The organism is Thermocrinis jamiesonii, from assembly GCF_000702425.1.
Taxonomy (GTDB): Bacteria; Aquificota; Aquificia; order Aquificales; family Aquificaceae; genus Thermocrinis; species Thermocrinis jamiesonii.
Genome location: NZ_JNIE01000002.1, coordinates 176,970 through 192,846 on the forward strand (window position 1 = coordinate 176,970; position 15,877 = coordinate 192,846).

Genomic DNA, 15,877 nt, shown 5'->3' on the forward strand with positions numbered 1-15,877 from the left:
ATTAACTTTAAAAAACATTATACTATTTTTTTTGAGGAGTGAAAGATGGCGATTATAGAACACGATTCTTGTGGAGTGGGTTTTGTGTGTCATGTAAAGGGAGAGCGTAGCCATCAGATAGTTAGGTGGGGCGTGCAAGCGGTAAAGAATCTTACCCACCGAGGTGCCATAGGTGGAGACGGCAAAACAGGGGACGGCGCAGGTGTTATGATAGAGGTTCCAAGGGAGTTCTTCAAAGATTACATAGAGGAGAAAAAACTTTCCATTAGCTCCATAGAGAACTTAGCAGTTGGAGTGGTTTTTTTATACCAAGACATAAGGGACAAAGTGGAAGAGCACATAAGAAAAAGTCCGTTTAAGCTGGTGGGATGGCGAGAGGTGCCCATAGATAGCTCTGCGGTGGGAGAGTCTGCCCTAAGGGTTATGCCCAAAATCTTTCATCTTCTTTTGGACTGCGAAGGGGTAGATCCAGCTTTAAGAGAGCTTGAGCTTTACCTTTTAAGGAGGACCATAGAAACGGACAACAAGCTAAAAGACAAGCTATACTTTGCCTCTTTGTCCTCAAAAACGCTGGTGTATAAGGGAATGCTCGTCGCTCCTCAGTTGGATGTATTCTATCCGGACCTTTTGGACGAAAGGATTGAGTCTTGGTTTTGCCTTTTCCACCAAAGATACTCTACAAACACCTTTCCCAACTGGAACTTAGCCCAACCTTTTAGGTATTTAGCTCACAACGGGGAGATAAACACACTTTTGGGTAACAGAAACTGGATGATAGCCTTACAGCACGAGTTAGAACATGAATTATTTGGTGAAAGGATAAAGCTCGTAAGACCTTTGGTATCTTATCAAGAAAGTGATTCAGCTTCTTTGGACAGGGTTTTTGAGCTTTTGGTGTTGGCCGGATATTCTCCAGAGCATGCCATAAACATGCTCATACCTCCCGCTTGGGAGTCCGTGCCTTGGCTTTCGGAGGAGGTTATAAGGTTCTTTGAGTATCAGTCCCTTTTGATGAAGCCCTGGGATGGACCTGCAGCCATAGTCTTTACGGACGGGAAGGTGATAGGAGCGCACTTAGACAGAAATGGCCTTAGACCATCAAGGTATATTCTTACCGAGGACAACATCCTGGTGTTAGGTTCTGAGGTAGGTATGGTAGATTTGGAGGGGAAGAAGATAAAAGAAAAGGGAAGGCTTGGACCAGGGGATACCCTTTTGGTAAATCCAAGGGAAGGCAAGCTTGAAAAGACGGAAGAGATACTTCAAAGATTGGCAAAGCAAAAACCCTATGGAGAATGGATAGAAAGATATCTTGTAAGACTAAAGGATATAGTAAAAGAAGAGTCCTTTAAGATAAATAAGGACAACGATCTGCTCAGAAAACAGATAGCCTTTGGATATACCCAAGAGGAGATAAAAAACGTTTTAGCTTACATGGCCAAGGAGGGTAAAGAGCTAACCTTTTCAATGGGAGATGACACACCAATACCACCCCTTTCGGAAAAGCCAGTGCTGCTTTTCAGATACTTCAAGCAAAGGTTTGCCCAAGTTACCAACCCACCTATAGATCCCATAAGGGAAAGAGCGGTTATGTCCCTGCGGATGAACTTGGGATATAAGAGAAATTTCCTGAAGGAAACACCTGAACACGCAAAAAGGCTTCAGATAGATAGTCCTATACTTCTTCCTAACCAGTTTAAAGCCATTATGGAGCAGAAAAACTTTAAGGTCGCTTGGGTTCCCATGACCTATCCCAAGGAAAGAAGTTACTGCATAGTTGAGCTTCAGGATTTGGCAGGTGAAAGGCGTATAACGGACCTCATATACGACGCTATGTATGAAGGTATTGCCATATGCGACCTTAGGCTGGGAGTGGAGATCGTTTGCAGGAGGGTGGAAGAAGCGGTAAGGGAAGGTGCAGAAATTATAGTATTATCAGACGCAAACATAAACAAATACAGGCTTGCGGTGCCAAGCCTTCTGGCAGTTTCCGCAGTGTTTAAGTGGCTCTCAGAAAGAAATCTTTCCAACAAGGTTTCCATAGTGGTAGAAACAGGAGAAGCACGAGACACCCACCATATGGCTTGTCTGATAGGTTACGGCGCCTCTGCTATCTATCCCTACTTAGCCTATCAAACCATAAAAGAACTTTGCGAATCTGGACAGATAGACCTGCCCTACGAAAAGGCTATCCTAAACTACAAAAAAGCGCTTGAGGACGGAATACTCAAGATAATGTCCAAGATGGGCATATCTACCCTTAACTCTTACCAAGGGGCAAAGATATTTGACACCGTATGCTTAAACAGGGACTTTGTGGAAGAATACTTTCCGGGCACACCTGTAACCTTAGAGGCAGACGGAATTTTTGAGATCCAAGAAAGCCTACTCAAAAGACACGACATGGCTTACGAGGTGGAGAATCCCCAGTTGGATTATGGTGGGGAGATGAAATTTAGAAAAGGTGGAGAATGGCACGCTTGGTCTCCTTTCGTAGTGAGGGCTCTTCACAAGTTCTTAGAAACTAAGGACTACAGCGACTACAAAGAGTTTTCAAAAATTGCAAATCAAGAAAGGCCTGCTTTTATAAGACATCTTTTGACTTACAAAAAGGCTGAAAAGCCAATACCCATAGAGGAGGTGGAACCAGAAGAAAGCATACTAAAAAGATTCGTCACAGGGGGAATGTCCTTAGGTGCTCTATCTCCAGAAGCTCACGAAGTTTTAGCGGAAGCTTGCAATCGCCTTGGAATGAAGAGTAACTCTGGAGAGGGTGGAGAGGATCCACAAAGGTATTGGACTATTAAAAACTCAGCCATAAAGCAGGTTGCATCCGGAAGGTTTGGTGTAACCCCCACCTACTTGGCTTCTGCCAAAGACATTGAGATAAAGATAGCCCAGGGTGCCAAGCCCGGAGAGGGAGGACAACTGCCGGGACACAAAGTAACCGAATACATAGCCAAGCTAAGACACGCCCAACCCGGCATTACCCTAATATCTCCACCACCCCATCACGACATCTATTCCATAGAAGACTTAGCCCAGCTTATAAACGACCTAAAGGAAGCTAACCCAAAGGCAAAGGTGTGCGTCAAGCTTGTGGCTGAAACGGGAGTGGGAACGGTTGCCGCAGGAGTGGCAAAGGCTTATGCAGACATCGTGCAAATTAGTGGAGCGGAAGGAGGAACGGGTGCAAGTCCCTACAGTTCAATAAAGAATGCGGGCAACTATTGGGAAATAGGTTTGGCTGAAACCCAAAGGGTTTTGATGGAGAACAACCTAAGAGACAAGGTGCGTCTTAGGGTAGACGGTGGGCTGAGAACGGGTAAAGATGTGATAATTGCAGCCCTTCTTGGTGCCGAGGAATTTGGATTTGGAACTGCTGCAATGATAGCGGAAGGTTGCGTGATGGCAAGGCTCTGTCATACAAACCAGTGTCCTACCGGAGTAGCAACGCAAGACCCAAAGTATAGGGAAAAGTTTAAAGGAAAAGTAGAAAATGTTATGGCATATTTTAGAGCGGTAGCAAGGGAAGTAAGAGAAATACTGGCGCAGATGGGTTTTAGAAGCATGGATGAGATAATAGGAAGGAGAGATCTGCTGGAAGTTATAACCTACGATCACCTTCCTGGCTCAATGAGGATTAAACTTGAAGAGTTTTTGAAGGAGGACTATCCAAAGGACAAGCCTTTAAGGTGTCTTGTGGACAGAAACGATAACCCAAGAAGGAGTCCGCTAGCACAGCAAATAGAGGAAGAAATACTGCCATACATAGAAAAGGGGGAAAGAGTGCAAAAAGAATACAAAATAAGAAACATAGACAGGTCTATACCTACTCGCCTTGCATACTACATAGCGGTTAAATACAGAGATGAGGGATTGCCGGAAGATACTATAAACCTTACCTTCTTTGGCACCGCAGGGCAGAGTTTTGGTGCATTCAACCACAGGGGAATGTCTTTGACCCTTATAGGAGATGCCAACGATTATGTAGGTAAGGGTATGTATGGGGGTAGGATAGTAATTAGACCTTCTGATGTGGAGGATACTCAAAACCACGTGATCATGGGGAATACTTGTCTTTATGGTGCTACGGGTGGAGAGCTTTTTGCTGCAGGAAAAGCTGGGGAGCGCTTTGGAGTTAGAAACAGCGGGGCTGTTGCGGTAGTAGAAGGTGCAGGTATGCACTGCTGTGAATACATGACAGGTGGTATAGTGGTAGTCCTTGGTCCGGTAGGATACAACCTCGGTGCCGGTATGACAGGAGGATACGCCTACATTCTTGATCCAGAGCTTCCAAAGAAGATAAACCGCTCTTACGTTATGGCAAGAAAGCTTATAACCGATGTGGAAAAGGAGGAACTAAGAAATCTGATAAGCAAACACTACAATTATACGTCAAGCCTTTGGGCAAAGCATATACTGGATAATTTTGCAGAATACTTGGAAAGCTTTTACAAAGTTATTCCTTTAGAAGCGTGCAAGAGGGACATCTTTGGTGCTACGGATGTTTGCGAAATTGAACAAACTTCCAGCCAAGCTTGACTGACGTTGAAATGTATGCTAAAATAATAAGCATACTAGCCCCCGTCGTCTAGCCAGGTCCAGGACACCGCCCTTTCAAGGCGGAGAACGCGGGTTCAAATCCCGCCGGGGGTGTTTTAAAACACAGCATGGGCAACAAAAAAGTTTTATCCGAAGAATACAAAGCGGAAGCAATCAAGGCAATAACCGGTTTAGAGCATGTAAGGACAAGACCCTCTATGTATATAGGAGACGTTGGGGAGAGGGGTTTGCATCATCTTATATGGGAAATTTTAGACAATGCGGTAGATGAGCATATGGCAGGTTATGCCGATCAGATATCCTTGACAATACATGCGGACAACTCCGTAACCGTGGAGGACAACGGAAGAGGCATTCCCGTAGACATCCATCCCGAAACTGGTATTCCCGCGGTTCAGATGGTCTTTACCATGTTGGGGGCTGGGGGAAAGTTTGACAAAAAGGTTTACAGATACTCCGGAGGTCTTCACGGTGTAGGTGCATCTGTGGTTAATGCTCTTTCTGAGTGGCTCGTTGTGGAGGTATACAGGGACGGTTTGATATACAGACAAGAGTACAGAAGGGGAGAACCAATAACGGAAGTTAGGACTATTGGGAAAACTACCAAGAGGGGCACAAAGGTTACCTTCAAACCGGACCCGGAGATCTTTGAAACAACAAAGATAAAACACGACATAGTTGAAAGGCGTGTTAGGGAACTGGCTTATCTTAACCCCAACTGTAAGTTTATACTAAAAGACGAAAGGATAAACAAAGAGTTTGTTTATCACTTCAAAAAGGGAATAGAGGAGCTCGTATCCTATCTTTTGGTAGGGAAAACACCACTTTTTGAAGAAATCGTCAGAATTCAGGGAGAAGCGGAAGACGTCATAGTTGACATAGCCTTTTCTTACACAAAGGACTATAAGGAGGTAGTAGAAAGCTTTGTAAATAACATAAAAACAGTAGAGGGTGGAACACACGTTACGGGTTTTAGGTCTGGGCTTACGAAGGCTGTTATGAGGGCATTACCAAGCCTAAAGATACAAAAAGATCTTAAAGAAACCATTACAGGGGAGGACCTAAGAGAAGGCTTGGTTGCGGTGATCTCGTGTAAGGTGCCAGAACCACAGTTTGAGGGACAAACAAAGACCAAGCTTGGAAACCAAAATGTCAAAAACATCGTAGAATCCATAGTTTATGAAAACCTTTCCAATTACTTTGAAAACAACAGAGAGATACTTAGGCTCATAGTGGAGAAGGCTATTGAGGCAGCTCTTGCCAGAGAGGCAGCAAAAAAGGCTAAGGAGCTTGTAAGAAGAAAATCTCCCCTTGAGGACAGCACACTGCCCGGAAAGCTCGCAGATTGCTCCGAAAAGGACCCAAAGAAATGTGAGCTTTTCATAGTGGAGGGTGAGTCTGCAGGCGGGTCTGCAAAGCAAGGAAGAGACAGAAGGTTTCAGGCGATTTTACCGCTCAGAGGAAAAATTCTAAACGTAGAAAAGGCAAGGCTTGACAAGATCCTTTCAAACGAAGAAATAAAAGCTATAGTTAGTTCTTTGGGTTCGGGCATAGGAGAAGAGATGGACCTTTCCAAGCTAAGGTATCACAAGATCATTCTTATGACCGATGCAGATGTGGATGGCTCCCACATAAGAACCTTACTGCTGACCTTCTTTTATAGATACCTTCCCAAGATCATAGAAAACGGGCACCTATACATAGCTCAACCCCCACTTTACAGGGTCAAAAAAGGAAAGGCGGTGTTCTATCTTAAGGACGACAAAGAGTTGGAGAACTTCCTTTACGAGCATATAAAGAAGGAAGGTCTTTTAAGAGACGGAAACGGTGTAGAATACAAAGGCGACAGGCTTATAGACCTTCTTAAAAGTTTAAAGGAGATGGAGGAAGGTTACAGGGTGTTGGTCAGGAAGAAGGGAGAGGAGATAGTAGAGTGCATGCTGAAGAATCGCCTTACGGAGGAGGATCTAAGAAAGAGGGAAACCTTTGAGGTAAAGCTCAACAGTCTAAGAGATTGCCTAAAAAATTACAGAGTAGAACCAAAATACAACGAGCTTGAAGGTGCCTACGAACTTGTATTTACAGACAAAAGCACTGGTAGGAAGGTCATAGTTGATGCAGACCTTCTTTCTTCTATCATCTACAAGCAAATCTTGGAAGGCACAAGTTTAAAGCTTCCAGTGGAAGTGTGGATGGAAAAAAGAAGTAAAGTGGTGGATGACGCACACAGCATCCCCGATGCGATGATGGAGCTTGCCAAAGGTAGTTTTGAAATTCAGAGATATAAAGGTCTTGGAGAGATGAATCCAGAACAGCTTTGGGAAACTACGATGAACCCTGCCACAAGAAGGCTTCTGAGGGTCTCCATAGAAGATGCGGCGGAGGCAGACAGGATTTTCAGCATACTTATGGGAGAGCAAGTGGAACCAAGAAGGGAATTCATAGAGGCTTACGCAAAAGAAGTTAGGAACTTGGATGTTTAAAAGAATATTGGTAGGTTTGGATGGGTCCCCCACAAGTTGGAATGCGGTAGATTATGCCTTTACCATAGGCCAAAAGTTTGACGTTCCAGTAGTTGGTATTCACATCATAGACGAGCGCATTCTTGACGAAGGTCTCTTGGAAGACATAGCGGGAGTTTTAGGATTTAACTATTATGCGGGTATATCCTCTAAGCTAAGAGAGTTTTTTGAAGAACAGGCAAGCGTGCTTTTGGACGAGTTTTTAGCATTGGGTAGAGAAGGGGGAGTTAAGGTATCCTCTTATCAAAGCGTAGGCAAGCCCTATCAGATGATTCTTTCTCAGGCAGATCCAGAGGACTTGATAGTTTTGGGAAAAAAATCTCACAAACCTGTCTCGGGCTTTTTACTTGGCTCAACCACAGACATAGTAGCCAGAAGATCTGCCTGTTCCGTTTTGATCGTCCCAAAGGAAAAAAGACAGATAAAAAAACTCTGCGTAGGATACGATGGTAGTGTTTTGGCAAAGAAGGCCTTAGAAATGGCAAAAAGTTTGGCTAAGGTTTTTGAAGGAGAGGTCTATGCACTGCACGTGGGGGAAAAGGACTTTTCTAATGAAGTGGGAGAGCATGTGCAGTATGTAGGCATACTTGGCATTCCTGAAGAAAAACTGATAGAATATTGTAAGGAAAAAAACATGGACTTGCTATTGATGGGAGCCTTTTCTAAGGGAAGGGTAAAGGAGCTTATCTTGGGGAGCGTTACGAGCTTTGTAATGCATCACTTAAACATTCCTATCCTTTTGGTGAAGTAAAATGGGGAAACTTTACGTCGTTAGCACACCTATTGGAAACCTAAAGGACATAACGCTGAGGGCTTTGGAAGTTCTCCAGTCTGTAAATTTCATAGCATGCGAAGATACACGCAGAACCTTAATACTGCTCAATCACTACAAGATAGAGGGAAAAAAGTTGCTTTCTTATTACGAGCCAAAGGAAAGCGTTCAGGTGCCTAAGATACTCAAGCTTTTGGAGAAGGAAGACGTAGCTTTGGTTACTGACGCAGGCACACCCTCTATCTCCGACCCAGGATACAAGCTCATAAGGGCGTGCATTGAAAAAGGCATACCAGTAGAGGTAATCCCAGGTCCCAGTGCGGTAATCTGTGCGTTGGTAGGCTCTGGCATGCCTACCGATCGTTTTACCTTCGTAGGGTTCTTACCCAAGAAAGGGTTGAACAACTTTCTGGAAGAACTAAGACGCTACAAAGATAGCACCATAATTGCCTTTGAATCTCCCAACAGGCTAATAAAGAGCTTGGAAGCCATAAAGGAGGTCTATGGAGATAACACAACCGTATGCGTAGCCAGAGAGCTTACCAAAGTTCATGAAGAATACATAAGAGGAAGGGTGGTGGAGGTGCTGGATGAACTAAACAAAAGGGGAGAGGTAAAGGGCGAAATAGTCATTCTGTGGCATCTGGTTGAAGATTAAGAGCGTCAAAAATTCTCCTGTCCTTTATGTTCTTTCTCCTTTCCCAAACCTTATTTTGAACCTCCCAAAGGTCTATCATAAGCTCAAACTTTCCCACCTTTCTGTTGTATTCCTTTATTAGCTTTACTGTTTCCAAAAACTCTTCCTCTTTGTCCAGCTTTTTAAGACAGAATCTTACAAAGGCGTCTTTTAACTCGTGTATGTCCAATTCTAAACCGAGCTCTTCTGCCCTTTGTAGTATTGATTTTACGCTTTCTACGCCTGCGTTTTCGTTCAGCAGTTTTTTCAACTTAAGCTTAAAAAGCAGTCCTAAGTGAGTTCTTACGTCTTTCAGCAGTTTAATTGACTTAGCATAAAAATTTATCTCTTCCAAAATGTAGATGTGATCCGAGACAAAGTTTAAATAGCTGTCTTCAAATGTTTCTATCCAACGATCCAACACCCTTTCCAAATACTTTGGGGGGACTTTTTCTAAGCGCAACTCTTCCCAGCCAAATTCAAAAGAAAATTCCTGTTCCGTAATTTTATCCTTCAAGACTACCAAAAACTTTTCTTTTTTGTCTTTTACGGTAAAGTCCCAAAAGCCTATTCTGTCCTTTGTCTTTTTCACATCGGACAGGGACAAAAACAGAGCGGTATGTGCTATATCACAGGGTATATAAACCTGAGCTTTTACTAAGCTATTCCAAACGCCCAAACCATTTCCGTATTCTATAAGATTGCTTGGTGCTTCCGCCAGATGCTGCTTAAGAACATCCTCTGCTTGCCTCAGTTCCATAAGGTCTATTGCCCTTTTGGCATACAAAAGATTTTTTACAGTTTCTATGCCAGAAATGTCTGCAAAGAACCAACCGTCTGAAGAAAAGGCAAATTGCATAAGAGCAAGCGAATGCAGTGCTTTAAATACCTGTGTTCTTTCTTCCTTTGACAAGCTTCTCCTTGCGTGATTTCTTAAATAGTTATCTTTTGACTTTTTAGAGTAATCTTCTAATATGACTTCCACGTAGTGCAAGAAGGCTACTTTTGGGTCAGTAAGGTATTTTTCCAAGAGGTTGTAAGCCTTTTCTTTGACCGCAGACCTTATGGCCTCTAAACCCTCCCTTAAGGGCTTTCTCCACTTTTGATGCCAACCTGGTAGTCCTCCCGTGCTACATCCACAGTCCGATCGCCACCTTTCTACTCCATGAGCACAGCTCCAAGAGGTATAAGGAATGAGTTTTCCTTCCTCTACGGGCTTGTGGGACCTATAGTATTCCTCTGCGGTAGTAAAGCTTTTGGAGTACTTTTTAAACAAATATGCAAGGGCAAGCTCTGCGAACTTTTTGTGGTGACCAAAGGTTTCGCCGTCTGTCGCTATAACTGTAAGTTCTCCTTTGTGTGTCATTAATGCGAAAAGCTTTTCCGCGTCCCAAAGCAAATCTCCAAAGGATACTCCGTGGGAAAGCTCTCCGTTGTAAACAAAAACCGCCAACCCATTGATCCTCAAATAGTTTCCCTTGGCGGAAACCTGATGGGGTGCAAGCACTATGAACTCTATGTGGTATTTTTTTAGGATCTCAAGGGTTAGATCATCCACCGCCAATTCGGGAAGCCAAAAACCTTTTGGCTTTCTACCAAAAAACTTTTCGTAAGCTCTTATGCCCCAAAATATTTGCACCTCCCTGTCTTCCGGCGGATCTAAAGGAAGGATGGTATGATTGAAAGAGGTAGCCAGGGCATGGGAACTTCCCTCTCTTATTTTTTCTACAAGCTCTGGATGGAACTTCTCTATCCAGTTTAAGAGCGTCCATCCAATGTTGAAACTGAGATGACTATAGCAGTTTATTATGTCCTTTGTAATGGTTCCTTCTCTGTAGTGGGCATAGGCTACAGGTAAATAGCACTCCCTGTATATTCTCTCGTTCCAATTTTCAAAAGGAAAGGCAGATTCTTCCAATGGTATTTCACCAAGGTATGGATTTTCCCTAAGGGGCTGGTAAAAGTGAGCGTGAATTATGAGATTTTTCATGATTCCAAGAAGAAGCCTATACGCTCAAATTTTTCAATTCTTCTTTTTACAAGATCTTCAGGGCTTAGCTTTATAAGTTCCCTTAAGTGCTTCCTTATGCAGTATTTGAGAACCCTTGCAGTCCTTGCGTAGTCCCAATGGGCTGCACCCAATGGCTCCCGAATAATTCCGTCTATAACTCCAAGCTCAAGAAGATCCTTTGCGGTTAGCCTTAGGGCTTTGGATGCTTCCTTTACTTTGGACTGATCCTTCCAAAGAATGGCTGCACAACCTTCAGGGGATATGACAGAGTATATGGAATTTTCCAGCATTAAAACTACATTTGCGACACCCAAAGCCAATGCCCCTCCCGAACCTCCTTCACCAATAACCACCGCCAGCACCGGAACCTTTAAGTATCCAAAGGTGTAAAGGCTTTCTGCAATGGCTTCCGACTGACCCCTCTCCTCCGCACCTATGCCCGGGTAAGCACCAGGCGTATCTATGAAGGTAATAACGGGCAAGCAGTAGTGCTCGGCAAGCTTGGCTATTCTTATTGCTTTTCTGTAACCTTCTGGATGTGGCATGCCAAAGTTTCTTTCCATCTTCTCCTTTGTAGTCCTTCCCTTTTCGTGTCCGATAACCGCCACTGGCACGTCATCCAAATAAGCAAAACCGGCTACTATGGCTTTATCATCACCAAACTTCCTGTCTCCGTGAAGTTCTATAAAATCTTTGAAGATAAGCTTTATGTAGTCCAACGTGTGAGGCCTCTGCGGATGCCTTGCCAACAAAACCTTCTCCCATGGGCCTAACTTAGCATAAATTTCTTCGCTTTTTTTCTTAAAAGCTCTTTGAAGTCTTCTGAGCTCTTCCTCTTTGTCCTTTTCTCCCAGGTGATATAGCTTTCTAAGTTGGATGATCTTTTCGTTTAATTCTGCAAGTTCTTTTTCAAATTCTAAAAACATTACAAAAATTATAAAACTTCCAAAAGGGCTTCTAAATACACCGCTCCCCCTACAGCCTTTGACTGTAGAAAAAGATTGTCGTATCTTCCCCCTCCCGCAATTGGATATCCCACCTCTGGATGAAAGATCTCAAAAACTATACCTGTGTAGTATTCCTGCGTTCTTATCTCCGAAAGGTCATAGAAAACCTTAGCTTTGCAATCCTTTAAAAGCTCTCCTAAGCGCCTTAGCTCTTCACATTCGGCAGAAAACTCGGGAAACTTTTTTGAAAACTCCCCCAAAACTTCACTTCCTCCGTAAGCCTTCAGAAGGTGATACATACTGTCCTCTTCCTTCAGTCCAAAAAAGCTCTTCTTCCTTAGCCTTTCTTTGTCCTCTTCACTCCTGCAAAGCTTTTTTACTATACCCATGTGTCCCAAAATAATGGATAGATCTTTAAGCCCTAAGCTGAGAAGATACTCCACCAACCTGCTTATGACTTCATACTCCCCTTCTGGAAATCCAAAACCTACCAACTCTATTCCCATCTGAAACCCTTCCAACTCCTTTGGAGAAAAAACCGGTCCCCAATAAAAAACCTTGAGGGGAAGATCTACCTTTCTAAGACTGTTGAGAAATCTCGTTAAACTTATGGTCCAGTCTGACCTAAGAGCTAAATAACTTCCGTCAGACTGCGTGCATATAAGAAAAGGTTTGTAAAGTTTAGCATCCTGCGGATGATAAACCTCCAACGTGGGAAGCTGTATAAAGTTGTAATCTCTAAATAGCTCGCAAGCTTTTACGAAGGTGTCCTTGAGCTTTTTTGAATCTTCAAAGTTGAAAAATCTCTCCCCTTCCGGAATAAGCATAAGGCTATTTTATACTATTAACTTAATGCTTAAAAACCTCACAAAGGAAGAGAAAAAAGTAATCTTAGGCATTTCCTTTGCGGTGTCTGCCAGAATGCTTGGGCTTTTTTTGTTGCTACCCGTCCTTTCTCCCTATCTGAGAAGCCTCGAAGATTCCACACCCTTTTTGATAGGCCTTGCGATAGGCATATACGGCTTTGCGCAAGCTATTTTCCAAATACCCTTTGGCTATCTTTCAGACAAGGTCGGAAGAAAGCGGGTGATAATCTTTGGGATGATAACCTACATCTTGGGGAGTTTGCTTGGGGGTTTGGCTAAAAACATATGGGTTATGGTGATGGCAAGATTTGTTCAGGGTTTTGGAGCAGTTTCTTCTGCTATGATTGCCCTCTCTTCAGACTTAACCAGAGAGGAAGTAAGAACCAGCGCTTTTGCGGTAATCGGATCGTCCATTAGTCTTGTTTTCACCTTTAGCTTGGTCTTTGCCCCCGTTATTGCAGGAATGGTAGGTGTGCCTACGCTGTTTTTCCTTACCGCCTTCCTAAGCCTGTTGGCTACTGTATATTTAGCCCTCTTTATTCCAGAACCAAAGAATCATCGCAGGGAGATAGAACCGTCTATGAAGAACTTTGTCATTATCCTCATGGATAAGAATCAAATTTTTTTAAACTTTTCGGTTGCGGTTTTGCATGCCTTTCTTGTAGCCATTTTTACCGTCATACCCTACAGGTTGGTTTATGAATACGGTATGCCAAAGGTGGAGCATTGGAAGATCTACGTTCCAGCGCTGATTTTATCCCTAATTCTTATGGTTCCCGCTGTGGTTTTTGCAGAAAGAAAAAAAAGATTTGGAGAAGTTTTTCTGCTAGGTGTTGCTCTAATAGGTTTTGGCTTTCTGATCTACCAAATTTTAAATTCCCTATATGGAGCAATTATTCTACTCGTTTTGTTTTTAATAGGCTTTCACCTTTTGGAGCCCATAATCCCTTCCCTTCTTACTAAGCTAACCCATAGGGACTTAAAGGGTTTATCTTTGGGATTTTTCAACACTTTGCAATTCTTGGGAGCATTTTTTGGGGGACTGCTTGGTGGATTGACTATAAAGCATGATACTTTTCTTTTTACGTCCTTTGGCATGCTATTTTCAGCCCTTTGGTTTATTGTTGCCTATCTGTGGCTAAAAGCTCTAAGGTTCTGAATCTACCTTAGGAATTTCGCTAACCAAATAAATTAGCTCGTAAAGCATCGCATTGTAGTTTCTTTTTATTTTCAGGTAGTGTGTCTTTTTTCTCCTCCAAAGATCAAGCTGAGGCTGTCCGAAAAATCCTTCAGGCAGTGCTGAGTAGTTATAATAAAAACCTGATGTATGTAAGCGTGCAGTTTAAACTTCAGTTGAACAGTTCAGACAGAAAAAAGCTTTTGGAATTAATGCGTAAGCAATCATCAGCCATAAGGTCAGCTTATAAACTACTGAAAGACAAAAACTCCCATAGCCAAATATACCAAAATCTAAGACAACTGTTTCCTGACCTACCTACCAAATACATAGAATAGTAGAAATAGCAAAAGAGAAAGGAAAAGCTATAGCTATAGAAAACTTAAAGAAAGTCAATCGTGGTTATCGTGGGGATGGGAAAGCTAAGCTAAGAAAGAGACTACATCATTGGAACTTTAAGAGCTTGCTTTCAAAGATTGAAAGAACTGCAAAGCTAAGTGGATTAGAAGTTATCAAGGTAAATCCCGCTTTCACTTCTGTTATAGGAGCACTAAAATATGCACCACAGTTTGGGATAGACAAAGACATAGCAGGAACTTACGTGATAGGAAGAAGGGCATTAGGTTTTAAAGAAGAAGTTCCTGAGAACTATCTAAAACTTCTTTCATACAGGGAATACTTAGAGTATGCCATTTACACCTACACGGAAAAGGAAGAGGAGTTAAAGGAACAACTAAAGAAAGAGACAAACCAATACAAAAGAAATGCCATAAACTCTGAGCTAAAACAAGTTCAGAAAGCAAAAGGTTTGCTTTTAGAAAAACTTAAAAGCCTTCAGGACGAGCCGAGTTTCTGTGAGGCCGTCAACGGAAGGAATCCCAAGCGGGGAGAGACTAAAAAAGTCTCTCAAAGTGCTTGGCAAGTTCTGAAGGTAGCCTTCCTCTTCCCTGTTCTTGGAAAGGTTATGTCGAGGGACCTTTCCCCTCTTCCGCCCTTACTGGTGGAAGCTCTGTGGGACAGGGTGAGGAGAAGGTCAGTTCCCTTAGAGGTTGGGGGGACGTCCCAATGAGAGATTTTTTTGAACAACCTCTCAAACTGCTTCTTTGAAGATGTATTTAGGCTTAGTATTATTCTTCACAGTCTCTTCATCTACTAAAACTTTCTTTAAACCTTTTTTTGATGGAATTTCAAACATAACATCCGTCATTATCTCTTCCATTATGGCTCTTAGCCCACGGGCACCTGTTTTTCTCCTTATAGACTCCTTCGCTATTTCCCTTAAAGCTTCTTCTGTTATTTCAAGCTCTACGCCTTCCATTTCAAAAAGCTTTTTGTACTGCTTTACCAAAGCATTTTTAGGCTCCACTAATACCCTAACCAGCTCATCTTCTGTAAGCTCATCAAGGACAGCAATAACAGGAAACCTTCCCACAAACTCAGGGATCATACCAAAGTGGATAAGGTCATCCGGCTCCACATAAGAAAGCACATTTCCCTCAAGGTTATACTTACCTATGGCTGATTCAAAACCTACTGTTGATTTGCCGAGCCTGCGCTTTATTATGTCCTCCAATCCCACAAAGGCACCACCGCATATAAAGAGAATGTCCGTTGTATCTACCTGTATAAATTCTTGATGGGGATGCTTTCTTCCACCCTGAGGGGGCACGTTTGCTACAGTCCCCTCCACGATCTTTAGGAGTGCCTGCTGAACGCCCTCTCCCGAAACGTCCCTGGTTATGGAAGGGTTTATGCCAGACTTTTTGGCTATTTTGTCTATCTCGTCTATATACACTATACCCTTCTGCGCCAGCTTTACATCATAACCACAGTTTTGCAAAAGGCGCGTTAGCACATTTTCCACATCCTCGCCTACATATCCTGCTTCCGTAAGACTCGTAGCATCCGCTATGGCAAAGGGAACGTTTAGGATCTTTGCTAAGGTTTTTGCCAGCAAGGTTTTTCCAGAACCGGTAGGACCTATCATAAGTATATTACTCTTTTCTATTTCTACGTCATCCAACTTCATGCCAAGCTCTTTCATTCTTATTCTTTTGTAATGGTTATAAACTGCAACAGAAAGAATCTTCTTTGCCCTTTCTTGACCTATCACATACTGATCTAAGATGGCCTTTATTTCCTCTGGCTTTGGAATTTCCCTAATTTCAGTTTTTGCCAACTGACTTTTTTGCTCCCTTATGATTGCATTGCAAGTTTCTACGCACCTGTCACATATGAAAGTATCGTTGGGACCTGCTATAAGCACAAGAACTTCGCTCTGCGTCCTACCGCAAAAAGAACATCTGTGCTCTTGTTTTTTATAAACCTTACTCAAAACAG

At 42.9% G+C, this 15,877-nt stretch carries 11 protein-coding genes and 1 tRNA gene; 8 read left to right on the forward strand and 4 right to left on the reverse strand.

Annotation, left to right across the window (positions count from 1 at the left end):
* Positions 1–45 precede the first annotated feature (45 nt).
* The 5 genes from gltB to rsmI all read left to right on the forward strand — a co-directional run bounded on the left by gltB (position 46) and on the right by rsmI (position 8,518).
* Positions 46–4,545: a glutamate synthase large subunit gene (gene gltB, locus K217_RS0101030; protein WP_029551285.1), complete on the forward strand. Its 4,500-nt coding sequence runs from the start codon at positions 46–48 to the stop codon at positions 4,543–4,545.
* A gap of 38 nt (positions 4,546–4,583) precedes the next feature.
* A tRNA-Glu gene (locus tag K217_RS0101035) sits at positions 4,584–4,659 on the forward strand.
* A gap of 14 nt (positions 4,660–4,673) precedes the next feature.
* Positions 4,674–7,049 carry a DNA topoisomerase (ATP-hydrolyzing) subunit B gene (gene gyrB, locus K217_RS0101040; protein WP_029551286.1) on the forward strand — a complete coding sequence of 792 codons (2,376 nt, stop codon included), beginning with the start codon at positions 4,674–4,676 and terminating at the stop codon, positions 7,047–7,049.
* Positions 7,042–7,839 (forward strand): universal stress protein, encoded by a 798-nt coding sequence (locus K217_RS0101045; protein WP_029551287.1) that lies wholly within the window; start codon positions 7,042–7,044, stop codon positions 7,837–7,839. The genes gyrB and K217_RS0101045 overlap by 8 nt, the downstream gene beginning before the upstream one ends.
* Position 7,840: 1 nt before the next feature.
* Entirely contained in the window at positions 7,841–8,518 is a 678-nt protein-coding gene (gene rsmI / locus K217_RS0101050) for a 16S rRNA (cytidine(1402)-2'-O)-methyltransferase (protein WP_029551288.1), read from the forward strand.
* Here the strand turns inward: rsmI and K217_RS0101055 are convergent.
* The 3 genes from K217_RS0101055 to K217_RS0101065 are packed head-to-tail and all read right to left on the reverse strand — an operon-like array spanning position 8,490 to position 12,321.
* Positions 8,490–10,526 carry a DUF3536 domain-containing protein gene (locus K217_RS0101055; protein ID WP_029551289.1) on the reverse strand — a complete coding sequence of 679 codons (2,037 nt, stop codon included), beginning with the start codon at positions 10,524–10,526 and terminating at the stop codon, positions 8,490–8,492. The two genes, rsmI and K217_RS0101055, sit on opposite strands and share 29 nt — an antisense overlap.
* Positions 10,523–11,473 (reverse strand): acetyl-CoA carboxylase carboxyltransferase subunit alpha, encoded by a 951-nt coding sequence (locus tag K217_RS0101060; protein WP_029551290.1) that lies wholly within the window; start codon positions 11,471–11,473, stop codon positions 10,523–10,525. The genes K217_RS0101055 and K217_RS0101060 overlap by 4 nt, the downstream gene beginning before the upstream one ends.
* 8 nt (positions 11,474–11,481) lie before the next feature.
* Positions 11,482–12,321, reverse strand: coding sequence for an ATP phosphoribosyltransferase regulatory subunit (locus K217_RS0101065; protein ID WP_029551291.1), 840 nt, complete (start codon positions 12,319–12,321; stop codon positions 11,482–11,484).
* Between the two features lie 25 nt (positions 12,322–12,346).
* On the opposite strand from K217_RS0101065, the gene K217_RS0101070 reads away from it, so the two are divergent.
* The 3 genes from K217_RS0101070 (at position 12,347) to K217_RS0101080 (ending at position 14,606) form a co-directional block, all read left to right on the forward strand.
* Positions 12,347–13,519, forward strand: a complete 1,173-nt coding sequence (locus tag K217_RS0101070; RefSeq protein ID WP_029551292.1) for an MFS transporter — start codon at positions 12,347–12,349, stop codon at positions 13,517–13,519.
* Positions 13,520–13,683: 164 nt separating this feature from the next.
* Positions 13,684–13,875: a hypothetical protein gene (locus K217_RS0101075; protein WP_155991089.1), complete on the forward strand. Its 192-nt coding sequence runs from the start codon at positions 13,684–13,686 to the stop codon at positions 13,873–13,875.
* A gap of 35 nt (positions 13,876–13,910) precedes the next feature.
* Positions 13,911–14,606, forward strand: a complete 696-nt coding sequence (locus K217_RS0101080; protein ID WP_231476978.1) for an IS200/IS605 family accessory protein TnpB-related protein — start codon at positions 13,911–13,913, stop codon at positions 14,604–14,606.
* A gap of 21 nt (positions 14,607–14,627) precedes the next feature.
* On the opposite strand, the gene clpX is transcribed toward K217_RS0101080, so the two are convergent.
* On the reverse strand, positions 14,628–15,872 hold the full coding sequence (clpX, locus tag K217_RS0101085; RefSeq protein ID WP_029551295.1) for an ATP-dependent Clp protease ATP-binding subunit ClpX: 1,245 nt from the start codon (positions 15,870–15,872) through the stop codon (positions 14,628–14,630).
* Positions 15,873–15,877: the final 5 nt, after the last annotated feature.